Origin of the sequence: Amycolatopsis sp. NPDC059027 (genome assembly GCF_042739735.1) — a bacterium.
In the GTDB taxonomy this organism is placed as follows: Bacteria; Actinomycetota; Actinomycetes; order Mycobacteriales; family Pseudonocardiaceae; genus Amycolatopsis.
In genome coordinates this window covers 1-22,209 of the sequence record NZ_JBHYIK010000013.1, presented here as the reverse complement: position 1 = coordinate 22,209, position 22,209 = coordinate 1, and the positions used below count along the sequence as shown (strand labels likewise).

Here is a 22,209-nt window from a genome sequence, read left to right as displayed (position 1 = left end):
AGCCACGGACCGCTGTCAGCGTTTCGGCAGCGGTGGGTTGAGATTCACCGTGAACTGGAGCCACTGCACGGTGGCCCCGTTGGCGGGTGCGGTCGGCATCCGCCACTCCTGGCAGGTGTCCCCGCCGAGCCGGTCCCAGATCATCAGGATCGTGCCCGCGCGCGTCGAGCAGCCCTGGTCCAGCACCTTGCCGGGGTTGCGCACCGCGAACTTGTAGACGCCGCTGCCCATGCCCTGCGGTTCGACCGTCCACTTCTGACAGTCACCGTTGACCTTGTCGTACATCGTCACCGGATTTCCGTTGTCGACACGGCAGCCGGTGTTGTCCAGGACCTGGCCGGAATGCTTGGCCTGGAACTGGTAATAGCCGTCGCCGGTGCCCCAGGGGAAGAACTTCTGGCAGTCCGCGCCGTTCGCGGGCCACTGCTGGACCCGGGTCCCGTTGCCGACTTCGCAGGCCGCGACGTCGGCCATCTGGCCGCTGTACACCGACTGCAGATTGACCCACGCGTCGTCGGCGAGCGCGTTTTCCGCGTCGAACGTGGTGGCGCGGAACCGATAGGTGTGACCCTGCTGCAACAGTCCGGCGGGGACCGTCCACTGCGCGATGGAACCGGACGGCACATTCCATACCCAGTTGTCCGCGATCATCGTGTCGCGGTCGTAGACGTAGAAGACCGCGGTGAGCGGTCCGCCGTCCGGATCGGTCGGGCGGAACGTCAGCGTCGGGGTCAGCGTGCGGGTGTAGGTCACGCCGTCGGTGTCGACGCGGTCGGAAATGTTGTGTCCCGCAGCCGGGTTCGGTATCGAATTGGTGGCGGGAGCGGCCTGCGCGGGAACCGCGCCTGCCGCCGTGGCGCCGAGGATCGCGGCTGCGGCGAGTAGCAGTCTCGTTCTTCGGCCAGTGCTGGATCTCTTGGTGTGTAGGGTAATTGTGGGCAGCATGCAAGAACCCCCGAATACGGTTGCGGTGGAATACGCGTCCGGGCAAGGGGTTCCGGCCGGGCACCCCACGCCCGCCACGCGTCGAACATGGGGGTAACGCACGTCACGACCGGGAGGTTGCCGCGCGGACGGGCGAATTTCGGGGCGCCGGCGCCGACCTGTGCTGAAGGACGCTTTCAGTGCACCGAACGCTCTGAAGGCGTCCTTCAGCGGCTTCGATCTCGCGCGTTCAGGTCAGGTGGTCGAACTCCCCGCTCGCCCACCGGATGTGGCTTTCCGCGGCACGGTGCACGACCTGCTTGGCGTCGCGGTCGATGCCGTCGCCGCCGAGTGTGTAGAGCCGGTCGTACTCCCAGGCGTCGAGCCGATCGACGATCCGGCGCACCACGGCGGGGGAGAGCGGCACGAGTTTGGGGAAGTTCCGGGTGAACGAGACCCACGCCGGATGCTTCGGGACGCCGCTGATCGAGTCGCCGACCAGCAGCGTGCCGTCGCTCGTGCGCGCGATCGAACTGCCCCGCATATGCCCGCCGACCTGGATCAGTTCGAGTCCGGGCAGCGGTTCCGCGTGCTCCTTCCAGTACTCGATCACCGGGTCGTGCCGGGGCACCCATTCCTCGTCGTCGGCGTTGACCAGAACGGGCACGCGCCCGAACTCGTGGCTCCACGCGACCTGCGCGGCGAACATGTGCGGATGGCTCGTCGCGATCACCGAGACCCCGCCGAGTTCGCGCACCAGACCGAGCACCTGCTCGTCGAGGTACGCGGGCGGGTCCCAGAGCAGATTGCCGTGCGGGGTCTGCACGAGGAAGGACCAGTGACCGATGGCGAACCGCGGTTCGCGCCGCAGGCTGTGCAGGCCGCGGCCATGGGAGCGACGCACGGTTTCGTGCGGTTGCGCGGACAGTTCTTCGTGCGTCACCCAGTGCTGCCCGTGCGGGCCGAGGTCGCCTCGTTCCTCGATGGTCACCTCGCCCCGGTCGAAAACACAGCCGTCGCGCGGTGGCGGCTCCGGGGATTCCGGGTGTTCCAGGCCGCAGCCGTCGCAGATCCAAGTACTCATCCGGCCATGATCGAACCTCCAGCACACTGGAGGTCAACCCGCTCTGATCAGGGCGTACTCTCCCCGGCACGGTTGTGGCCGCGTTCGGCTCCCTGCGCCGCGGCCATCCGGCGCTTGACCGGTGGCAAGTGGTTGACCAGGCGCAGCCCGGTGCGCATCCCGGCCTGCGCGAGCCGGCCAATACCCGGTTTGTAGACCGCGGATTCGCCGTCGAAGCGTTCGAGCGACTTCTTGACCGCGTCCCACGCGTAGCCGTGCATCCGCTCTTCGTAGTCCCTGATCGCGTCGAGCGCCGACCTTCCGGAATCCCTTGCGGCGACGAGGTTTTCGCCGAGAATGCGGGCGTCACGCAGAGCGGTGTTCGCGCCGACGCCCAAGCCGGGAGTCATGGTGTGGATCGCGTCGCCGATCAGGGTGACGTTGGTGGTCTCCCATGGGGCGACCGGTTCGGTGGTGCGGATGTTGAGCGGGAAGCAGGTCGTGGTGTCGACGAGTTCGAAGAGCGTGCGGAGGTCTCGATGCCAGCTCGCGGTGCGTTCCCGCAGGATCCGGTGCAACGCGGGCCCGTCCAGGTCCATGAAGTTCTCCGGCAGATAGCGCCGGTGCGAGCCGAAGCCGAGCATGATGTAGTCGCGGGTGTTGTCGAACTGCAGCCCCGGCCATCGGGCGAGCAGCTGCGCGTCGTTGCCGCCGATGCCGTGTTTGACCTCTCCCCGTTCGTTCCAGTTGAACTCCATCACGTGGATGATCGCGCTGTCCCCGCGCGGGCCGAACACCATGGAGACGCCGCGGTGGATCTTGGGGGTGAGCAGCTTCGCGGTCTGCTCGGTCAGCGGCAGTTTGCCGGTGATGCCGAACAGCCCGGTTTCCCGCAGCGTGGCGTGTGGCAGGTACTGGCGTCGTACCGGTGAGCCCGTGCCGTCCGCGCCGACGAGGACGTCCCCCGTCGCGGAAGTTCCGTCGGCGAACCAGGCGGTCACGGTGCCGTCGTCGTTGCGTTCGCAGCGGGTGAACTTCTTGTCGAAGTGCACGACGTCTTCGACGCCGGTGAGCAGGAGCTGACGCAAGGTCATCCGGCTCACCGAGTGCTCGTCCTCGACCGTGCCCATCCCGGCGTTGTCGATGCTGAGCAGCTCACGGCGTTGTTCGGTGAGCATGTTGAGGTAGCGCGGCGTGATAGCCGCGGTGGCGCGGAACGTGTCGTGCAACTCCGGTGGAAGGCAGGCGCGCAGAGCACGCGAGCCGTCGGGGGAGATGCCGACGCGGAAGCCGAAGAGGCCGTCCGTCCGGGTGCGATCGCGTTCGTAGACCGCGACGGAGATGCCCGCGCGCTTGAGTTTCTGCGCGAGGCACAGTCCCCCGGTGCCCGCGCCGATGACGAGTACGTGCACAGCTGTTCCCCCTGTAGGTGGTGGTGAAGTCGGGCGGAGCCCCTGGCGGACGCCCTCGGCAATAGTTACTTAGCTACTAGTGTACTGTCAACTAGTATAAGTTGTACGGCATGCCGACCACGTTCCGCCGCTCCCCGCTCGCGCTCGCCATCCTCGGGATGCTCGAAGCCACGCCGCTGCACCCGTACGGCATGCAGCAGCTCATCAAGCAGTGGGGGAAGGACGAGGTCATCAACGTCGGCCAGCGGGCGAGCCTGTACAAGATGATCACCAGGCTGCACGACGCGGGCCTGATCGCCGTCGAGGGCACCGGCCGGGATCAGCAGTACCCCGAGCGCACCACGTATCGGACGACCGAAGCGGGGAGGGCGGCACTCGAACAGTGGATGGGCGAGATACTTTCCCTGCCGCGCAACGAGTTCCCGGAGTTCCCGGCGGCGCTGTCGTTCGCCCCGGCCTTCACCCCGCGGTTCGTCCGCGAGCAGCTCGTCCGGCGCCGGGAGCAGCTCGTCCACCGGCTGGCCGAACTGGACGCCGCACTCGAGTCCGAGGTCGCGGGCATGCCGGTACCCCGCGCGTCGATGCTGGAGACGGAATACGTCCGGGCGGTCACGGGCGCCGAGCTGCGCTGGGTGGACTCGGTGGTCGCCGAACTCGAATCCGGCGCACTGTCCTGGCGCAGGAAGGATTTCGAAGAGTTCCAGGCCGCCGTCGATCGCCGCGGGGGCTCCGATCAGGCGAGTTCGTAGGTGAACCGCTCGGGGTGTGGTGAGTGGCGATCTTCTTCGGCGGCGTCCTCCAGTATCCGGAGGATGGCGTCGAAGGGTGAATCGCCGAGCGCGGCCTTGCTGGCTTCTGCGTCCCGCCACACGAGGTGCACCGGACGTTCGACGTCCCTGCTGAGCCGATCCCACAGCGCGCTGAGGTTGTGCCCGTAGTACGGCCCGAAATCGAGCAGCCTGGACAGCTCACGATGAAAATCGGCGTTGTTGTGTACGCGCGTTCCGTCCAGTTCGACGGTGCTCATGGCCGGGGTCAGCGGGTGCGGATGTCGGTGAGGAAGGCGGTCCAAGAGGCGGGGGCGAAGGCGAGGATGGGGCTGGCGGTGCCGAGTTTGGTGTCCCGGACGCCGACCAGGCCGGGGACGGTGCCGACCTCGACGCAGCCGTTCTGTTGCCCCTGGCTGTAGCTGGCCTTGTGCCAGTCGGTCGCGACGGTGAGAGCGGTGGCCGGGTCCTGGTGGGTCATGGTGATCGCAGATCCTTTGCTATCCGGCGGAGGAGGGTGGGGGAGTCCTTCGGTTTGGTGGCCTGCACGCGCAGGCGCGTCAGGGCATTACGGTACTGGGTGATTTCCTCCAGTTCCTCGTAGTAGTAGCCCCTGACAAGGGTTTCCACGTAGACGCAGCCCGGATAGTTCGCCAGCTCCGGCGGTGCCGTCAGGATGGTGAAGGTGCCCTCGGTGCCATTATGCGCGCCCGCACCCAGCGGAAGGATCTGCAAGTCGATGCCGGGGCGTTCGGCTAGCGTCGCGAGCCGCTCCAGTTGGGCCTTCGTCACCTCGGGGCTGCCGACGACACGCCGGAGCGCGGCTTCGTCGATCACGCTCCAGACCTTCGCGGGTTGCTCGCGCTCCAGGACTTCGCGTTGCCGGGTCATCCGTAGTTCGACCAGCCGCCGAACCTCCTTGACGGGCATGCCGGAGCGTCCGGCGCGGATGACTGCTTCGGCGTACTCCGGCGTCTGGAACAGGCCGGGCGGCACGAGCGCGTCCCAGCTCTCGATCTGCGGCGACGAGGATTCCAGGCCGAGGAACAGGTTGAAGTAGGCGCGGATCGACGGCTCGAAGCCGATCCACCAGTCCTTGCCGCGCTTCGCCCGCGCCCGCAGATCATGGAAGAAGTCCGCGCGCTCGGACTGGCCGAAGATCTCCAGCATCTTGTCCAGTTCCAGCGGTTTCGGCAGCGAACGTCCCGCCTCGATGTGGCCGACCGCGGGCACGCTGCCCTTGACCGCCCGCGCGACCTCGTCTCGCGTGAGGCCCGCGCTGTCGCGCATGCGCCGCATCTCCATGGCGAACCACCACTTGAGCGCGGTGGGGCTATGTCCTGACGTCATCGCGGCCTCTCCATTTTTAGTGGGCCCAGTTTGAGCATGCTCAGATTGTAGTACAGTCACTGTGACCCGGATCTCTGTGGTGCGGGACACTACTCGGCGATCGGGGCCGGGTCAGGGAGGACGCGTGCTGGGCGCGTCGCGATGGAGGAGGTAGCGATGATCGAGGACCAGGCCGATTCCGGGCAAGCGGGGGACATCCCGGGAGAGGTGTTCGATCCGCTCGACACGCCCGAGGAGTTCGACGAGGCGGTGGCGGAGATGGTGGCCGAGGACGCGCCCCGGCTGTTCGCGGTGGTGCAGGTGTACGGCGATCGGGTGGACGCCAGGGTCGGGGCGTGGGGGATGGCGTTCGAGAACCGCGCCGAGGTGGTCACGCTCGACGGTCGCCGCCGGCTGACGCTCCGCGCGCCGGAACGTGCGCTGCGCTGGTTCGGCAGGCCCGCGAACGTGACCGCACATCTGCAATGGGTCGAACCCGCCTCACCCGACGGCCTCTGAAGGCCACCTTGAGGGCGTTAGAGTCCCTCAAGGTGGCCTTCAAAAGGCCAGCACGCGGGCCTATTGCGGGATCAGCGCGGACGGCCCGGGACGCCAGGGCGCATCTGCCACGGGTGCGGCCCGTCGAGCGGCCGGTACTCGACACCGAGCGCGTCGAGCCGTGGCAGGTGGTGATCCCGCAGGCGCGGCAGGAATTCGGCGAAGTCCCGTCCAGCCGGGCTCCAAGCGACCTCGGCGATCGCGCACAGCCGGGGGAACGCGGCGTAGTCCGCCCGTCGCACGGTGTCCAGATGCTCGCTCCACAGCTGCGCCTGCACGCCGAGCATCCGCGGCCCGTCCAGTGCGGGCTCGTACCCGTACATGTGCTCGAGCGTCTGCACGAAACCGACCGGGATCGGCTCGTCCGGATGATCCGACTGCCGGTGGTCGAGGTAGACCCGGTCCTCGGGGCACAGCACGACGTCGTGGCCCGCCTCGGCCGCCTTGATGCCCGCGGCCTCGTCCCGCCACGCCCCGATCACCATCGGTGGCAGGTCGTCGGAGTCGAGGACTTCGTCCCAGCCGTGCGCGCGACGTCCCCGGGAGGTCAGGTACCGCGCCAGGTCCGCGACGAAGCGGCCGTGGGCCGCCGTCGCGCCGGGGACCTCGTCACCGCCGACGCAGATGACCTCGGACGGGAAGACGTCCAGGACGTGGTCGAAAACCCGGCGGAAGAAGTCCAAAGTAGACTCGACGGGGTTGAGCAGCGACGTGCTGACACCCCAGGAAGTCCAGACCTCCCAAGGGGTTGCCGATTCGGGCCCGAGTTCCGGATAGGCGGTGATCGCGGCCCGCGCGTGGCCGGGGACGTCGATCTCGGGCACGACGGTGATCGCGCGCGCCGCCGCGTAGGCGACGATCTCCCGCAGATCGTCGGTGGTGTAGAAGCCGCCGTGCGGACGGCCGTCGCGCTCCGGGCCGTCGTGCCGTCCGACCATCGACGACCGCCGCCAGGAGGCGATCTCGGTCAGCCGGGGGAACTCCGGCACCTCGATCCGCCAGCCCTGGTCGTCGGTCAGGTGGAAATGCAGCACGTTGAGCTTGTGCGCGGCGAGGAGATCGATGAACCGCAGCACCTCCGCCTTGGTCCGGAAGTTCCGCGCGACGTCGAACAGGCAGCCGCGCCAGCCGTAGCGGGGATGGTCCTCGATCACTCCACAGGGCACAGTGGACGGTCCACTGTGGATGTCGGCGGCGCGGAACGCGGCCGGCCCGGCGAGCTGGCGCAGCGTCTGCCGCCCGTACACTTCGCCCGCCGCGTCGGCGGTGTGCAACGTGACGCCGCCGGGGTCGATTTCCAGCCGGTAGCCCTCGGCGGGAAGATCCGCCCCGGATCGCACGGTGACCTCGGCGGGCCACGCGCATTCGCCGGGCAGCGGGGTCACCGAGACCGGGCGGGGGAGCAGGGTTTCGAATCCGTGCATGTCAGCCTTTCACCGCGCCGCCCAGTCCGGAGACCAGGCGTCGCTGGACGAAGATGAAGAAGACCAGTACCGGGATCGTCATGAGGGTCGAGGACGCCATCACCGCGCCCCAGTCGGTGTCCTCCGGCTTGAAGAACACCAGGATCGCCTGCGGCAACGTCTGGTTTTCGGTCTTGGAGATGATGAACGTCTTCGCGAACAGGAAGTCGTTCCAGGCGTGGATGAATGCCAGCACGCTGACCGCGACCAGCCCGGGTGCCACCAGCGGGAACAGGATCTGCCAGGTGAACCGCATCCGCGAAGCGCCGTCGAGCTTCGCGGCCTCTTCGAGTTCGACCGGCACCGCCGCGACGAACCCGCGCAGCATCCAGATCGCCAGCGGCAGGCTGAACGCCAGGTGCACCAGCACCAGCGAGCCCAGTTCGTTGAGCCCGAAGGACGGGACGACACCGCCGATCGAGCGCATCAGGAAGAACAGCGGGATCGTCAGCGCTTCCACCGGGACCATCTGCGCCACCAGGATCATGATCAGCAGCACGGTGCGTCCCTTGAAACGGAACCGGGTCAGCGCGACCGCGGACAGGAACGACAGCAGCAGCGACAACACCACCACGACGACCGCGACGAGCAGGCTGTTGAGGAAGAACCGCCCGAAGCCGGACACCGTGAGCACCCGGGTGAAACTGTCGAATGTGGGCGCGAACGTCCACGGTTTCGGGTGCGCGGACTGGATTTCGCCCGCCGGTTTGAACGCCGAGAGCACCATCCAGTATAGCGGGAACGCGATCATCCCGGCGATCACCACGGTGACGATCTCGGCGATCAGCCTGCCGGGACGCCGGACGCGACGCGGTTTCGCCGCACGCAGTGCTGTCGAACGCAGTGGCATCACACCCATGCCGCGCTCCGGCGCTGCGACCGGACGTAGAGCCCGGTGATCGACAGGAGCAACAGCGTCATCACGACTCCGATCGCCGACCCGAGCCCGTATTCCTGCCCGGCGAAGGCCTGCTGGTAGGCGTAGACGTTGAGCACGAGGTTGCGCCCGGCCACGCCGCCGCCGTTGGTCATCACGTAGATCTGGGTGAAGATCTTGAAGTCCCAGATGATCGACTGGATAGTCGCGATCATCAGCAGCGGCCGCACCATCGGCAGGATCACCGACCGGGTCGTCCGCCAGGAGGACGCGCCGTCCAGCGATGCGGCCTCCAGCACCTCCTCGGGAATGCCTTTGATGCCCGCGTACATCGTCACCATGACGAACGGGAACGAGCACCAGATCACCTCGGCGGCTACCAGCCCGAAGGCGTCGAGCGTGCCAAAGGTCCACGAGTGGTGGGCCATCGAGCTGAAGCCGAGGCCCGAGAGCACCTCGTTGACGATCCCGAAATCGGTGTCGAACAGGAACAGCCAGACATACGATCCGGCCATCGCGGGCGTCGCCCACGCGCCGAGCGCCGCGAGGAACAGCAGGATCCTGGGCAGCGCCCGGACGCGGCTGGCGAGCACGGCGAGTCCGGTGCCGACCACCAGCCCGCCCACCACGCACACCGCGCCGAATCCGACGGTCTTGCCGAGCACGCTCCAGAACTGCAGGTTGGCCAGCAGTTCGGTGTAGTTGGCGACGCCGAGGAACACCAGCGGGGCGGTGCCCGCGGCCTGGGGCTGCCCGTAGTCGTAGAACGAGATCACGACCAGCTGGTAGATCGGGTACACGAGGACCGCGGCGAGCAGGATCCCCGCCGGGGCGAGGTAGAGCGCGGCGGCCCGGCCGTCCCGGCGCCGCCCGCGCGGTTTCGCGGACGCGGGCGGCGGTGCCGGGACGGCGACCGGCAGTTGCTGGGTGACCATCGCCTACCCGAACGCCTTGTTCATCGCCTCGGCCGCCCCGGCCAGCGCGGCCGCGGGATCCTTCGCCCCGGTCGCGATCTGCTGGACCGCGGTGGGCAGCACGTTCTGGCTGTCGATCTTGGACCACGCCGGGGTGCTCGGCACGAACTTGGTGCCCGCCTGGATGCTGTCGACGAACGGCTTCAGGAAGGCGTCGTTCGCGGCGAGCTTCTCCTGCACGCCCTTGAGCGTCGGCAGGTTCCCCATCGCGGTGTACATCTTCTCCTGGTACTTCGCGCCGCCCAGCAGCTTCACGAAGTCGACCGCGAGCCCGTGACGCTTGCTCGCGCCGAACACGCCGAGCAGGTTGCCGCCCGCGAACGCCGGCGCGGTCGCCCCCGCCTGCGTGCCGGGAATCGGGATGACCGCGTACTTGCCCTTGACCGCGCCCTGGTCGACGGCCTTGCGGTTGAAGTCACCGCCGATGGTCATCCCGGCCTTGCCGCCCGCGAAGGCCTGCACGCTCTGCGTGCCGGTGAGGTTCGCGCACTGCGCCGGCGGGCAGATGTCGTCCTTGAGCAGGTTCGCGTACGTGGTGACGCCCGCCTTCGCCTGCTCGGAGTTCACAGTGGACGTCCACTTCGCACCGTCCTGTTTGGCCAGTTCGCCACCGGATGCCCACAGGAACGGGAGCATCGCGTAGGTGTACTTGCCACCGACCGAGATCCCGTACATATCCGGTTTCGCGCTCCGGATCCTGCGCGCGGCCTCGGTCAGCTCGGCGAGCGTCTTGGGCGGCTGGATGCCGAGTTCGGTGAAGACGTCGGTGCGGTAGTACAGCGCGCGGATACCGGTGAACCACGGCAGGCCGTAGGTCTTCCCGCCGGATTTCGCGGTGTCCAGCACGGACGGGATGAGATCCTTGCCCTCCGGCCACGACGCGAGATCCGCGCCGAGGTCCGACAACGCGCCCGTGGTCGCGTAGCTGGCCACGTCGGTGTTGCCGAACTCGGCGACGTCGGGCGCGTTCGACGGATCGTTGAACGCGCCGGAGAACTTGTCCGCCCGACCCTCGACCGGGACCCACTGCACGTCGACCTCGGCGCCGGAATGCGCGGCCTTGAACTCCGCGATCGCCTCCTTGACCGCGGCCTCCTTGGGCGCCCGGTTGGCCTCGTCGAAGAGCCAGACCCGTACGGTGCCGGTCTTCTCGTCCCCGCCCGAACCGGCGGGGCCGGACTGCGCTGGCGCGCAGCCGGCGAGCAGGCCGACGGCGGCCAGCCCGGTGAGGGTACGGCGGAATCTCATCAATCCTCCAGAAAATCAGCGGCGTTGCTGGATCGGAAAGCCGGATCAGGCGAAGAACACGGAGTTCACCGACGGAACGGCGAGTGAACCGGCGACCGCGCCCGGCAGGCCGGTCGCCGGGTCACGGGGGAGCCAGGTGACGGTGCCGGAGCGCTGGTTCGAGACGTAGAACCATTTTTCGGTCGCGTCGAGTGCGACGTGGCGTGGCCAGTTGCCCCCACTGACCACAGTGGACACGAGCTTCAAGGTCTTCCCACCGTCGGCGGTGGTGAACGTGGCGAGCGTGTTCGGCCCGCGGACGGTGGCGTAGACGAACCGGCCGTCCCGCGAGGTGATGATCTCGCCGGGGTACAGGTCGCCGGTGCTGCCCGGCGGCACGGCCGGGACCACCGACAACGCGGTGAGCTTGCCCGCGGCGGCGTCCCAGCCCGCGACCGTGACCTCGGGACGCAGCTCGCCGACGATGTAGGCGTAGCGGCCGTTCGGGTGAAACACCAGATGCCGCGGCCCGGCCCCGGAGGGCAGCTTGAGCTGCTGGTTCAGCGTCAGCTTCCCGGTGCCGAGGTTCAGCTTGTAGACGTAGACCGAATCGGCGCCGAGGTCCACCGAGAGCACCCACCGCCCGGTCGGATCGCTGATCACCTGGTGGGCGTGCGCTTCCCGCTCCGCGCCGACGTGCTTCACCAGATCGGTCGCCTCGCCGAGCTTGCCTCCGGCGAGGATCGGCAGCACCACGACGGTTCCGGTCCCGTAGTTGGCCGCCAGCACGTACTTCTGGCTCGGGTGCACGGAAAGGTGGGTGGGCGCGCTGCCCTTCGACGACACGGCGCCCAGCAACCGGGGCTTCGCCGGGTTGTCGACGTTCAGCGCGGAGACCTTGCCGTTCGGTTCGCCCTCGTTGGTCACGTAGAGCGTGCGCCGGTCCCTGCTCAGGTCGAACCACGACGCGTCCGGGACACCCGGCACGGTCTTGACCGGCTTGAGCGCGGGCGCGGTGCCGGCGCGGCCCGAGACGTCGAGCCCGTGCCCGGCCGGCGAAGCGCTGGTGTAGCTGCCGATATACGCCGTCGGGTCGGCGACGCAGGCGTCGGCCGTCGTGGTCGTCGCGTTCGCCGTGTTCGCGAACTGCGCGCCGAGGACGGTGCCGAGTCCGGCGGCGCCGACGCCGCCGAGGAAGGTACGTCGAGAAAGCCCAGCCATCGTGTCGTCTCCCAGTGGTAGGTGTGCACCTGGCGTGAGTGGTTTAGACCACGGCCATGAGCAATGCTGCCACGCCGAAACCCGAAACGGAAAGGACTGTTTCCAAGGCCGTCCACGTCTTGAGGGTGTCGGCCACGGACAGCCCGAAGTACCGCGAAACGATCCAGAAACCGCCATCGTTGACGTGCGAGGCGATGATGGACCCCGCCGAGATCGCGACGACGAGCAGTGCGAGCTGGGCCTGGGAGTAGTGCAGTTCGGCCACCGTCGGGGCGATGATCCCGCCGGTCGTCACGATCGCGACGGTCGCGGAACCCTGCGCGATCCGCAGGCCGCAGCTGATCACGTACGCGGACAGGATCACCGGCAGCCCCGCGTCGCCGAGCGAACCGGCCACGGCCTTGCCGATGCCCGTCGCGGACAGCACCGCGCCGAAGAACGCGCCGGCGCCGATCACGAGCAGGATCATCGCGACGGGCCGCAGGGACGCCGAAGACAGCTCGGCCAGCGCCTTGCCGGTCATGCCGCGGCGCGTCCCGAGAAGCCACGACGCCAGCAGTACCGCGATGGTCAGCGCGACGGCGGGTGTGCCGGCGAACGCGGCGATCCCGGCCGCGACAGAGCCCTTCGGCAGCCAGATGCTCCCGAACGTGCCGATCAGGATCAGCACCATAGGCACCGCGATGATGGAGCTGACGAGCCCGAGCGACGGCGGGTTTTCGACCTCCTCGCCCTCGCCCGCGAGCTTCGCGAAGTCCTCCGCGAGCGGGACGTCGACCTTCTTGCCGATCCAGCTCGAATACAGGACACCGCCGATGAACCATGCCGGGATCCCGCAGACCGCGCCCATCAGGATGACCCAGCCGAGATCGACGTGCAGCAGCCCGGCGGCCGCGACCGGGCCGGGGTGCGGTGGCAGGAAGGCGTGCGTGATGGAAAGCCCGGCCAGCAGCGGCATGCAGTACAGCACGATCGAGCGGCCGCCCTGCTTCGCGGCGGCGTAGACCAGCGGCGCCAGCACGAAGATCCCGATGTCGAAGAAGACCGGGATACCGAAGATGAGCCCGGCGATGCCCATCGCGAGCGGCGCCCGCTTCTCGCCGAAGGACCGCAGCAGCGCGGTGGTCAGCACCCGCGCGCCCCCGGATTTCTCCAGGATCGCGCCGAGCAATGTGCCCAGCCCGACGATCGCGGTGATATGGCCGAGAATCCCGCCAAAACCCTTCTCCAGCAAGGAATCCGACGTCTTCTGCGCGGTACCTACCAGTGTCCCCACCGGGACGCCCGCGGCGAGCGCGGTCAGCAGGCCGACCACGATCAGCGCGATGAACGGTTCCACCTTGAACCGGATGATGAGCACGAGCAGGACCGCGATGGACGCGGCGGCCAGGGTCAGCAGACCGGGGGTGGTGGCTTGGAGCCAGTGGATCATCGGCGTCTCCCGGGATTGCGCAGTGAATGACCGGCGAGCGCGCCGGTGGGGTGACCGTCGTCGATGGCGGCGACGCCGTTGACGAAGACGTGGGGGATTCCGGCGGCGGGCTGCCGCGGGTCGTCGAAGGTCGCGGTGTCCTGAACGGACTCGGGGTCGAACAGCACCAGGTCGGCGGCGTAGCCGGCGCGGACCAGCCCGCGATCGGTCAGCCGCAGCCGTTGCGCCGCGCGCCCGGTCAGGTGCGCCACGCACTCGGCGAGGTCGAGCACGCCCAGTTCGCGGACGTAGCGGGCGAGGTAACGGGGGAAGGTGCCCCAGGCACGCGGGTGTGGCCGGGCGCCGACGAGCAGGCCGTCGCTTCCGCCGGTGTGCGTGCGGTGCCGCATGATCGCCTGGACGTTCTCCTCGTGCCCGACGTGCATCAGGCACGACGTGCCGAGCCGTTCGTCGAGCAGGACGTCGAAGTACAGCTCCGCCGGAGGTTTTCCCGCGGCGCGAGCCGAAGTGGCGACACTGTGCCCGACGAGGAAAGCGTTTTCCGCGCGTCGCACGCCGTTGATCTCGATGCTGTCCCAGTCGATCGGCACGCCGTGCGCACCGTCCGAACCGGACTCCTCGATCTCCGCGCGGATCCGCTCCCGGATGTCCACATCGGACAGGCGAGCGATCGTCGCGTCCAAGCCGCCTTCGGTGGCCCAGCTCGGCAGCAGTGCGGAAAGGTAGGTGGCGCCAGGAAGATACGGGTAGGTGTCGAGGGTGATGTCGCAGCCGTCGTCGAGCGCTTCGTCCAAAAGGGACAGCAGCTGCGGCGCCTTGCCCTTGTTCACCGAGAAGTTCATCGTCGCGTGCGCCAGGTGCAGTGGGCACCCCGACCGCCGCGAGACGTCGATCATCTCCGCGAACGCCTCCAGCGCGCCCCGGCCGTAGCTGCGGTGGTGCGGGCTGTAGAACCCGCCCAGCTCACCGACGACACGGCACAGTTCGACCAGTTCCTCCGTGTCCGCGTACATGCCCGGCGTGTAGGTCAGCCCGGAGGACATCCCGGCCGCGCCCTCGTCGAGGCCGGTCGCGACCAGTTCTTTCATCCGGTTCAGCTCCGCCTCGGTGGCGGGCCGGTCCGCCCAGCCGAGCGCGAGCATCCGCACCGTGCCCTGGGGGACCAGGTAGGCGGCGTTGACGGCGACGCCCTGGTCGAGCCGGTCGAGGTACTCGCCGACCGATCGCCAGTTCCAGTCGAACCCGGCCGGGTCGTCGTTCCAGCCCGCGAGCTGCTGGCGCAGCGCTTCGAGCGTCGCGTCGTCGACCGGGGCGTAGGAGAGCCCGTCCTGGCCGAGGACCTCGGTGGTCACCCCTTGCGACAGCTTCGCCAGATGATCCGGGTTGGCCAGCAATTGCAGGTCGGAGTGCGAGTGCATGTCGATGAACCCGGGCGCGAGGACGAGCCCGTCGGCGTCGATGTGCCGCCGCCCGGCCAGCGACCCGGCCTCGGCGACACTCGCGATCCGGCCGCCGGTGATGCCGACGTCGTGGCGGGTGAGCGGGTCGCCGGTGCCGTCGGCGACGAGCGCCCCGCGGATGACGATGTCCATTGCCCCGCCTCAGAAGTGGGTGCGGACGAAGTCGATGACCGTCTCGCCGTCGGTGTCCACCACCGGAAGCAGCGGCCACTTGTCGAACACCGTGCACGGATGCGAAAGCCCCAGCGCGACCCAGTCGCCGACCTCGATCCCGGACCCCGCGGGCAGAGCGAGGAACGCGTGCTGGTCGTTGAGCTTGGTGACGGTGTGCCCGGTCAGCTCGGCGATCTTGCCGTCCGCAGTCCGGTGCAACTGCGGTTCGGGCATGCCCTCGTCGAAGGAGGCGTCGCGCTTGCCGATCGTCAGCAGCGCCAGCTCGTCCGACGGCTTCGACGTCACCTGCGCCCAGGCACGCAGCGCGGGGCGGAACGGCGGGACGTCCGCGATGCGCGGATGGCCGCCGAGTGGGGAGATCTCGCGATAGAACCCGTCGTCGTGCGTCACGTACGCGCCGCTGCGCAACACCGGGAGCACGTCGAGCCCGTCCGGCCAGGGTTTCGTCAGCTCGTCGGCGACCCTGTCGAAGTACGCGCTCCCACCGGCGGTGACGATCACCTGTCCGGCGTCGTCGAGCAAACCCTTGTCCGCGAAGGAGATCACCGCGTCGCGGAGAGTGTCCACATAGGAACTGATCTTGGCCAGCGACGCGTCGTCCGTGCCGTGCGACAACGCGCCCTCGTAGCCACCGGTGCCGCGCAGCCGCAACACGGGGCTCGCGTGCACGGCTTCGGCCACCGCGAGTGCGGTTTCCTGGTCCCGCACGCCGGTCCTGCCGCCATCCGCGCCCAGCTCGACCAGCACGTCCACCGGACGCTTCGTCCCGGCGAGCGCCTCGGTCATCAGCTCGACGCCGCGCACCGAATCGACCCAGCACACGAACTCGAACGCCGGATCGGCGGCGAGCTCGGCGGCGACCCAGCGGAGCCCGGCGGGGTCGAGCAGCTGGTTGGCCAGCAGGATGCGGGACACCCCGAACGCGCGGTAGATCCGGACGTGCCCGGCGTTCGCCGCGGTGATGCCCCAGGCGCCGTGCGCGATCTGACGCGCGAACAGCTGCGGCGCCATGGTCGTCTTCCCGTGCGGTGCCAGGACGACTCCGCGTGCGGCGCACCAGTCCGCCATCGTGGCGAGGTTGTGTTCCAGCGCTTCGGCGTCGAGCACCACGAACGGGCCGAAGAAGCCGTCGTCGAACAACCGCGCGCGGCGTTGGGCCGCTTCGGCGAGAGTGAGTCCGGCGAGCGCGGGGGACACCGAGCGGAACCGCCAGTCGATCCGCTCCTCGGCCACGGCCGCCAGCGCGGCGGCGTCCATGGTGCAGGCGGGGTTCTCGGGGGACATCAGTGACCACCTCGGTTGTCCGTGCCGTTGCGTACCTTGCAACGAGCGTTGCGCAGAATGCGTGGGTTAGGTGTAGCATCCGTCCCGCGAGAGGTCAACGGCGGAAGAACGACAGGAGATCAGGACGTGACATGCGCGCCGGACGTGCTGTGCATTGGCGAGTCGATGGCGCTGTTCGTGCCCGCCGAACCCGGGCCGCCCGAGGACGTGCGCACCTGGCTGCGCACGATCGGCGGCGCCGAGTCCAATGTGGCCTGTCATCTGCCCGGCCTCGGCGTGTCCAGTGGCTGGGTGAGCGCGGTCGGTGACGATCCGTTCGGCCGCGCGATGGTGCGGGAGATCGCGGCCGCGGGGGTCGACGTCAGCGGCGTCGCCGTCGATCCGGCGCGCCCGACCGGGCTCTACCTCAAGGAATCCGGCGCGCAGGGCAGCCCGGTGCGGTACTACCGCGCGGGCTCGGCCGCCTCGGCGATGGGTCCCGACGTGCTCGACCGCGTCGACCTCGCCGACGTCCGGGTGCTGCACCTGTCCGGCATCACCCCGGCGCTGTCGGACTCCTGCCTCGAACTGGTGCGTGCGCTGCTTGCCGCGCCGCGCGGGGACACGCGCGTTTCCTTCGACGTCAACTACCGGCCCGCGCTGTGGGCGGCGGGCCGGGACGTGTCGCTGCTCGCGGAGCTGGCAGGCTCCGCCGACATCGTGCTCACCGGGGATGACGAGGCACGAAAGGTCTGGGGCACGGGCGATCCGGCCCAGCTGCGAGCCCTGCTGCCGGGGCCGGACACGCTGGTCGTCAAGCACGGCGAGCGCGGCGCGACACTGGTCGAGCGCGACGCCGAGCCGTTGTTCTCCCCGGCGTTGCGGGTGGACGTAGTCGAACCGGTCGGCGCGGGTGACGCCTTCGCCGCCGGATTCCTGGCCGCGACGCTCGCCGGGGCCGATCCGCTGACCCGGTTGCGGCGCGGGCATCTGCAGGCGGCGGCTACCTTGCTGACACACGACGACGTCGGCGCGCCGCTCGAAGCGTCCGTTGTGGACAGTCTGCTCACCGCCGACGCCGAGAGCTGGGCCGCGGCGCGGCTGACGGGTACGGGGGTGATGGCGTGAGTCAGAGTCTGGATAGGGCGTTGACGTTGTTGCGCGAGCTGACGAAGGAACCGAGGACGCTCGATCAGCTCGCCGAGGAGATCGGCGTGCACAAGTCGACCGTGTTGCGGCTGCTGCGCACGCTGGAGTCGCACCACTTCGTCCGGCGGGAGGGCGCGCGGCACTACCGGCTGGGCAGCGCGCTGTTCGACCTCGCGAACCAGGCGCTGGAGAGCAACGACGTGCGACGCAGCGCGCAGTCCGCGCTCGCGGCGTTGAACGAGCGCACCGGGCACACCGTGCACCTCGCCAGCTACGAGGACGGCGAGGTCGTCTACATCGACAAGTACGAGGGCAGGCATTCGGTCCGGATGTATTCGCGGATCGGGAAGCGCGCGCCGCTGCACTGCACGGCCGTGGGTAAGGTGTTGGTGGCGGCCATGCCCGCGGCGCGGCGGGAGGAGATCGCGCGGTCGATCGACTACGTCGTGCTCACGCCGAACACGATCGCCTCGCCCGAGGCGTTCCTGGCCGAGCTGGCCCGCGTCGCCGAGCGCGGGTACGCGGTGGACGACGCCGAGCACGAGGACTTCATCCACTGCGTCGCCGCGCCGATCCGGGGAGCGGACGGCGAAGTGCTCGCCGCGGCGTCGATGTCGGTGCCCAAGGTGCTGCTCGACTTCGACGGCCTGCTCGCGCTCGTGCCGGAACTGCTGGCCGCCACCGAAGAAGCTTCCGTCCACAGTGGATGGACGGGGAACCGAAAGGGGCACTGATGAGCAAGACGGCAGTTTCCACGGAGAACGCGCCGAAGCCGCCGGCGAAGTTCTCGCAGGCCGTCCGCAAGGGAAACATCCTGCAGGTCGCCGGCCAGGTCGGGTTCGACCCCGCCACCGGCGCGGTCGTCGGTGAGGACGTCGTCGGCCAGACCCGGCAGACGTTCAAGAACATCGAAGCCGTGCTCGAGGCGGCCGGTTCGAGCCTCGCCGACGCGGTGATGGTGCGTGTCTACCTCACCGACACCGCGCACTTCGCGCCGTTCAACGAGGTCTACAACGAACTCATCGGCGAAGGACCGCACCCGGCGCGCACGACTGTCTACGTCGGACTCCCGGGCGAACTGCTCGTCGAGATCGACGTGCTCTGCGTACTGGACTGACGCTCTAGAGTGCCAAGCCGCGCTCGAGGTGGGCGAGACCCGCGTCGAGCGCGGCCAGTGCGTCGAGGTCCGGGTCCTCGGCCCACCGGAGCCAGACCTCCAGCAGGACGCCGAACACGGCACCGGCGAAGCTGTGGATCTCCTCGTCGCCGGGGTCGCGTCCGGTGCGTTCGGCGACGAGTTCGGCCAGCAGCCGCTGGGTGGCGCGGATGTGGCCGAGGCTCGCCGTCCAGAGTTCGGGCACGGCGAGCACGAGCGTCTGCCGCTGCCGCCGCTCGGCGGTTTCCGCGGCCGGGAGATCGGCGAAGGCCTGCCGGATCGCGCCCCGCACCGCCCGCAGCGGGCTCAGCTGGAGTGGCTGAGCCCGGAACGCCGCGGCGAGTTCCGGGCTGCCACCGTCGGAGACGACGAGCTGTTCCTTGGCAGGGAAGTAGCGGAACAGGGTGCTGGGCGACACCTCGGCGGCGGCCGCGATCTGGTCCATTGTGGTCACTTCGTAGCCCTGCTCGGCGAACAACCGCAGCGCGTGCCGCTGGATCAGCGCCCGTGTCCGCGCCTTTTTGCGGGCCCGCAGTCCGTCAGTGGTCATGGACCTTCTCCTTGGCAAGCGGGATGACGGGCCGGAACTTCCCGCCCACGCCCTGCTCGGGCGGTTCGGGGGCCCGGTCGAGCACGACGTCCGGGCCGAGCGCCTTGGCCAGCCCCGCTTGCACTTCCCGCCAGACCCGCTCGATATCGGCTCCGGGGCCGTAGGCGAGCCGGACCCGCAGCTCCGCCGGGGCGGTCTGCACGAGCTGGAACTGCCGGACGCCGGGAACCCGGTCGACCACCGTGTTCAGCAGCAACGGCGGGATCGTCACGCCCCCGACGGTGAGCAGGTCGGCGACACGGCCCTGCACGCGGAACGCGGGCAGTGGATTGCCGCAGGGGCAAGGGTCCGGCCGCTGCCGGACGCGATCACCGAGGTCGTAGCGCAGGATCGGCTGCACCCGGTTGGCGAGGTTGGTGATCAGCACGGTGTGCGACAGCTCGCCCGGGGGCACCGGCCGATGGTCCGCGTCGACGGGCTCGGCGATCGCCCAGTCGGTGTTGACGTGGTACCAGCCCGCCGCGCAGCCGTCGGTGAGGAACGGGCATTCGGTCGAGCCATAGGTGTCGCGGACCTTCGCCGCGAAGCTCGTGCCGAGCCGCGCGCGTTCGGCAGGGCTCAGCGCTTCGCCCGCCGGTTCGACGAGGACGGGGCCGATTCGCAGCCGCCCGGCCTCCTGTTCCCTGGCGAGCAACGAAAGCACGCTCGCGTAGCCGATCAGGATCGCCGGACGGAACGCGTTCAGCCCGGCCACCAGCTCGTCGATCGGGGCGTGGGCGGAGAAAGTACGCACGGCCTTCGCCGTCCACGAGTGGTCGAAGACGCGCTGGGAGCCCGCCGCGACGAGGAAGTGCCCGCCGGTCGCGACGACCATCGCCATCCGCGCGCCCCGCGCGAGGACCTTCGCCACGTCCGCGGCGCCGAGCCAGGACGCGCGCATCCGCCCGGCCAGCGCGACGTTCACCGCCAGCGCGTGTTCGTCCACCACGAAGATCCCCGGCGTCCCGGTGGTGCCCGAGGTGGTCACCAGCGTGTAGCGGCCCGCGAACTTTTCCCCGGCGGTGGCCGGGTCCGCCGCGAACGCCCTGGCTCGTTCGGCCGTGATCGCCCGGTCGGTGACCCAGTCGCCGAACTCCGGCATGAGCGTCTTCTTGCTCGTCACCGGCAGCAGCGCGGGATCGGTGACCCGGTCCGGCAGATCACGGTAGAGCCGGTGGTAGAGCGGCGAATTCCGGCGCGCGAACCCGACCTGCGCCGCGAGCCGCTCGCGTTGCCGCGCGGCCATCGCGGCCGGGCCCGCCCGGCGGATCCGGTTCGCTTCCCACAGTCGTCCAGCGACGCTCTCGTGCATCACGCCCCCCTTGCTCGAATATTGACAGCCTACTCCCAAGTGAAAGTGAACTGTCAAATTCCGTCAGAGGACGCTGGTGTAGCCGCTGAGCGCGGGCTGGCCGCCGAGGTGGGCGTAGAGCACGTTCGCGTCGCGCGGGATCTCGCCGGTGCGGACCAGATCGATGAGTCCCGCCATCGACTTGCCCTCGTACACCGGGTCGGTGATGACGCCTTCGAGCCGCGCCAGCGTCCGGATGGCGTCCACGGTGGACTCGTCGGGAATGCCGTACACCCCGGCGTGATAGCGCTCGTCGAGCAGGACGTCGGCGTCTTCGATCGTCCGGGCCCCGATCAGCTCCGCGGTGTTCCGGGCGATCCGCGTCACCGCGTCCCGGGTTTCGGCCGGTTTCGCGGTGATGTCGATGCCGAGGATTCGCCGCGGCCGGTCGTCCAGCGCGGCACCGGCGATCATCCCGGCCTGCGTGCTCCCGGTGCCCGACGCGACGACGATCGTGTCGAAGAAGATCCCGAGCTCGGCCTCCTGGCGTTGCAACTCGACGAGCCAGTTGGCGAAGCCGAGCCCGCCCAGCCGGTGATCCGACGCGCCCGCCGGGATCGGGTACGGCCGTCCGCCCGCTGCCTCGACCTCCGCGACCGCGTTCTCCCAGCTCTCCTTGAAGCCGATCCCGAACTCCGCGTCGACCAGCCGCACGTCGGCACCGAGGATCCGTGACAGCTGGATGTTGCCCACCCTGTCGTAGAGCGGGTCGTGCCAGTCGACCCAGCTTTCCTGGACCAGCACGGCTTTCAGGCCGGCCCGCGCGGCCGCGGCGGCGACCTGCCTGGTGTGGTTGGACTGCACGCCGCCGATCGAGATGAGCGTGTCGGCCCCGGTGGCCAGCGCGTCGGCGACGAGGAACTCGAGTTTCCTGGTCTTGTTGCCGCCGAACGCGATCCCGGAGTTCACGTCCTCGCGCTTCGCCCAGATCGACGCGCCGCCGAGCCGGGCGGTGAGCCGTTCGAGCGGATGGACGGGGGAGGGGCCGAACAGGAGCGGGAATCGCGGGAACTTGGCGAACGGCATCAGTCCTCCAGGAGTGGTTCGAGGTCGGTCCAGATGGTCGAGACGATGGCGGCGGCGCGGTCGACGTCACCGGCTTCGATCGCGTCGATGAGTTCGGTGTGCCTGCGGACGGAGCGCTGCGCGGGCAGGGAAGCGAACCGCGCGTACTCCAGCCGTCGCAGGAGCGGGGTGTAGCGGTCGATCGTCGCGGCGACCGCGCGGTTGCCGCAGGCACGCACCGCGACGTCGTGCAGTTCGTCGTCGGCGGCGACGGCGGCCGCGACGTCGCCCGCCGCGATGGCCTCGGCGAACCGGTCGTTCGCGGCGCGCATCTCGGCGACCTCGCTCGCGCCGAGGCGTGGCATCGCCTGGCGCACCGCCAGTTCGTGCAGCACACGGGTCAGTTCGAGTGCCTCGCGGACGTCGTCCGGCACGAAGCCGGCGACCCGGGTGTAACTCTGCGGCTTCGAATCGACGAGGCCTTCCTCGGTGAGCCGGGTGAGCGCCTGCCGGACGGGCGCGCGGGAAAGGCCGAGCTGCTCGGCGAGATCGGCGTCGCGCAACGCGGTACCCGGCGGCAGGCTGCCGTCGATGATCGCGTTGCGGATGCGTTCGTAGGCCTCGTCGCGCAGCAGGGAGCGCGACACCTTGCTCAACCCCGGGGGACTCACATCTAACATGTTAGCTGCCACAGGGCTCCTGCGGAAGCGACTCGGGGGGGGGGATACACCGTCCACGCCGCGCCCCCCCGGGGGGGGGGGGGCCGGGGCCGGGGGGGGGGGGGGAGTAAAAAAAACCAACCCCCCCCAACAACA

General features: G+C 69.3%; 23 protein-coding genes. 5 read left to right on the top strand and 18 right to left on the bottom strand.

Translation table 11 applies throughout. The annotated features are described in order from the left end of the window. Window positions 1-15: 15 nt before the first annotated feature. The 3 genes from ACFWY9_RS11440 to ACFWY9_RS11430 all read right to left on the bottom strand — a co-directional run bounded on the left by ACFWY9_RS11440 (window position 16) and on the right by ACFWY9_RS11430 (window position 3,399). Window positions 16-753 carry an RICIN domain-containing protein gene (locus tag ACFWY9_RS11440; protein ID WP_378338781.1) on the bottom strand — a complete coding sequence of 246 codons (738 nt, stop codon included), beginning with the start codon at window positions 751-753 and terminating at the stop codon, window positions 16-18. Window positions 754-1,174: 421 nt separating this feature from the next. Continuing rightward, window positions 1,175-2,008 carry a hydrolase gene (locus ACFWY9_RS11435; RefSeq protein WP_378338780.1) on the bottom strand — a complete coding sequence of 278 codons (834 nt, stop codon included), beginning with the start codon at window positions 2,006-2,008 and terminating at the stop codon, window positions 1,175-1,177. 47 nt (window positions 2,009-2,055) lie between these two features. Then, window positions 2,056-3,399, bottom strand: coding sequence for an FAD-dependent oxidoreductase (locus tag ACFWY9_RS11430; protein WP_378338779.1), 1,344 nt, complete (start codon window positions 3,397-3,399; stop codon window positions 2,056-2,058). A gap of 110 nt (window positions 3,400-3,509) precedes the next feature. Between ACFWY9_RS11430 and ACFWY9_RS11425 the strand changes: the two genes are divergently transcribed. Next, complete coding sequence (locus ACFWY9_RS11425; protein ID WP_378327041.1) at window positions 3,510-4,148, top strand: PadR family transcriptional regulator; 639 nt, start codon at window positions 3,510-3,512, stop codon at window positions 4,146-4,148. On the opposite strand, the gene ACFWY9_RS11420 is transcribed toward ACFWY9_RS11425, so the two are convergent. Genes ACFWY9_RS11420 through ACFWY9_RS11410 form a run of 3 tightly spaced genes read right to left on the bottom strand, consistent with a single transcriptional unit; the run spans window position 4,133 to window position 5,516 of the window. Next, window positions 4,133-4,426 (bottom strand): barstar family protein, encoded by a 294-nt coding sequence (locus tag ACFWY9_RS11420; protein ID WP_378327040.1) that lies wholly within the window; start codon window positions 4,424-4,426, stop codon window positions 4,133-4,135. The genes ACFWY9_RS11425 and ACFWY9_RS11420 overlap by 16 nt on opposite strands. 8 nt (window positions 4,427-4,434) lie before the next feature. Next, window positions 4,435-4,647: a DUF397 domain-containing protein gene (locus ACFWY9_RS11415; RefSeq protein WP_378327039.1), complete on the bottom strand. Its 213-nt coding sequence runs from the start codon at window positions 4,645-4,647 to the stop codon at window positions 4,435-4,437. Further along, window positions 4,644-5,516 (bottom strand): helix-turn-helix transcriptional regulator, encoded by an 873-nt coding sequence (locus ACFWY9_RS11410; RefSeq protein WP_378327038.1) that lies wholly within the window; start codon window positions 5,514-5,516, stop codon window positions 4,644-4,646. The genes ACFWY9_RS11415 and ACFWY9_RS11410 overlap by 4 nt, the downstream gene beginning before the upstream one ends. Window positions 5,517-5,672: 156 nt before the next feature. On the opposite strand from ACFWY9_RS11410, the gene ACFWY9_RS11405 reads away from it, so the two are divergent. Further along, window positions 5,673-6,014, top strand: a complete 342-nt coding sequence (locus ACFWY9_RS11405; protein ID WP_378338778.1) for a hypothetical protein — start codon at window positions 5,673-5,675, stop codon at window positions 6,012-6,014. Window positions 6,015-6,085: 71 nt separating this feature from the next. Here the strand turns inward: ACFWY9_RS11405 and ACFWY9_RS11400 are convergent, their stop codons facing one another. Genes ACFWY9_RS11400 through ACFWY9_RS11365 form a run of 8 tightly spaced genes read right to left on the bottom strand, consistent with a single transcriptional unit; the run spans window position 6,086 to window position 16,165 of the window. Then, window positions 6,086-7,477 carry a beta-N-acetylhexosaminidase gene (locus ACFWY9_RS11400; RefSeq protein ID WP_378338777.1) on the bottom strand — a complete coding sequence of 464 codons (1,392 nt, stop codon included), beginning with the start codon at window positions 7,475-7,477 and terminating at the stop codon, window positions 6,086-6,088. A 1-nt stretch (window position 7,478) separates the two neighbouring features. Continuing rightward, a complete protein-coding gene (locus ACFWY9_RS11395) occupies window positions 7,479-8,375 on the bottom strand; it encodes a carbohydrate ABC transporter permease (RefSeq protein ID WP_378327035.1) in 897 nt (298 codons plus the stop codon). Further along, entirely contained in the window at window positions 8,366-9,328 is a 963-nt protein-coding gene (locus tag ACFWY9_RS11390) for a carbohydrate ABC transporter permease (protein WP_378327034.1), read from the bottom strand. The genes ACFWY9_RS11395 and ACFWY9_RS11390 overlap by 10 nt, the downstream gene beginning before the upstream one ends. 3 nt (window positions 9,329-9,331) lie before the next feature. After that, window positions 9,332-10,615 (bottom strand): extracellular solute-binding protein, encoded by a 1,284-nt coding sequence (locus ACFWY9_RS11385; protein ID WP_378338776.1) that lies wholly within the window; start codon window positions 10,613-10,615, stop codon window positions 9,332-9,334. A 45-nt stretch (window positions 10,616-10,660) separates the two neighbouring features. Further along, window positions 10,661-11,815: a lactonase family protein gene (locus ACFWY9_RS11380; protein ID WP_378338775.1), complete on the bottom strand. Its 1,155-nt coding sequence runs from the start codon at window positions 11,813-11,815 to the stop codon at window positions 10,661-10,663. Window positions 11,816-11,858: 43 nt separating this feature from the next. Next, on the bottom strand, window positions 11,859-13,247 hold the full coding sequence (locus tag ACFWY9_RS11375) for a GntP family permease (protein WP_378327031.1): 1,389 nt from the start codon (window positions 13,245-13,247) through the stop codon (window positions 11,859-11,861). Further along, window positions 13,244-14,839: an amidohydrolase family protein gene (locus tag ACFWY9_RS11370; RefSeq protein WP_378327030.1), complete on the bottom strand. Its 1,596-nt coding sequence runs from the start codon at window positions 14,837-14,839 to the stop codon at window positions 13,244-13,246. The genes ACFWY9_RS11375 and ACFWY9_RS11370 overlap by 4 nt, the downstream gene beginning before the upstream one ends. A 9-nt stretch (window positions 14,840-14,848) precedes the next feature. Next, window positions 14,849-16,165, bottom strand: coding sequence for an amino acid deaminase (locus ACFWY9_RS11365; protein WP_378338774.1), 1,317 nt, complete (start codon window positions 16,163-16,165; stop codon window positions 14,849-14,851). Window positions 16,166-16,330: 165 nt separating this feature from the next. Here ACFWY9_RS11365 and ACFWY9_RS11360 point away from each other — a divergent pair, with 165 nt between their 5' ends. The 3 genes from ACFWY9_RS11360 to ACFWY9_RS11350 are packed head-to-tail and all read left to right on the top strand — an operon-like array spanning window position 16,331 to window position 18,410. Beyond that, a complete protein-coding gene (locus ACFWY9_RS11360; protein WP_378338830.1) occupies window positions 16,331-17,272 on the top strand; it encodes a sugar kinase in 942 nt (313 codons plus the stop codon). Then, window positions 17,269-18,027 carry an IclR family transcriptional regulator gene (locus tag ACFWY9_RS11355; RefSeq protein ID WP_378327028.1) on the top strand — a complete coding sequence of 253 codons (759 nt, stop codon included), beginning with the start codon at window positions 17,269-17,271 and terminating at the stop codon, window positions 18,025-18,027. The genes ACFWY9_RS11360 and ACFWY9_RS11355 overlap by 4 nt, the downstream gene beginning before the upstream one ends. Next, on the top strand, window positions 18,027-18,410 hold the full coding sequence (locus ACFWY9_RS11350) for a RidA family protein (RefSeq protein ID WP_345407859.1): 384 nt from the start codon (window positions 18,027-18,029) through the stop codon (window positions 18,408-18,410). Before ACFWY9_RS11355 ends, ACFWY9_RS11350 begins: the two co-directional genes overlap by 1 nt. Before the next feature lie 4 nt (window positions 18,411-18,414). Here ACFWY9_RS11350 and ACFWY9_RS11345 read toward each other — a convergent pair whose 3' ends face one another. From ACFWY9_RS11345 to ACFWY9_RS11330, 4 genes are all read right to left on the bottom strand, one after another. Then, window positions 18,415-18,999 carry a TetR/AcrR family transcriptional regulator gene (locus tag ACFWY9_RS11345; protein WP_378338773.1) on the bottom strand — a complete coding sequence of 195 codons (585 nt, stop codon included), beginning with the start codon at window positions 18,997-18,999 and terminating at the stop codon, window positions 18,415-18,417. Continuing rightward, on the bottom strand, window positions 18,989-20,350 hold the full coding sequence (locus tag ACFWY9_RS11340; protein WP_378338772.1) for a phenylacetate--CoA ligase family protein: 1,362 nt from the start codon (window positions 20,348-20,350) through the stop codon (window positions 18,989-18,991). The genes ACFWY9_RS11345 and ACFWY9_RS11340 overlap by 11 nt, the downstream gene beginning before the upstream one ends. Window positions 20,351-20,413: 63 nt before the next feature. Next, window positions 20,414-21,415 carry a 1-aminocyclopropane-1-carboxylate deaminase gene (locus ACFWY9_RS11335; RefSeq protein ID WP_378338771.1) on the bottom strand — a complete coding sequence of 334 codons (1,002 nt, stop codon included), beginning with the start codon at window positions 21,413-21,415 and terminating at the stop codon, window positions 20,414-20,416. Further along, window positions 21,415-22,050, bottom strand: a complete 636-nt coding sequence (locus tag ACFWY9_RS11330) for a GntR family transcriptional regulator (protein WP_378338829.1) — start codon at window positions 22,048-22,050, stop codon at window positions 21,415-21,417. Before ACFWY9_RS11330 ends, ACFWY9_RS11335 begins: the two co-directional genes overlap by 1 nt. Between the last annotated feature and the right edge of the window lie 159 nt (window positions 22,051-22,209).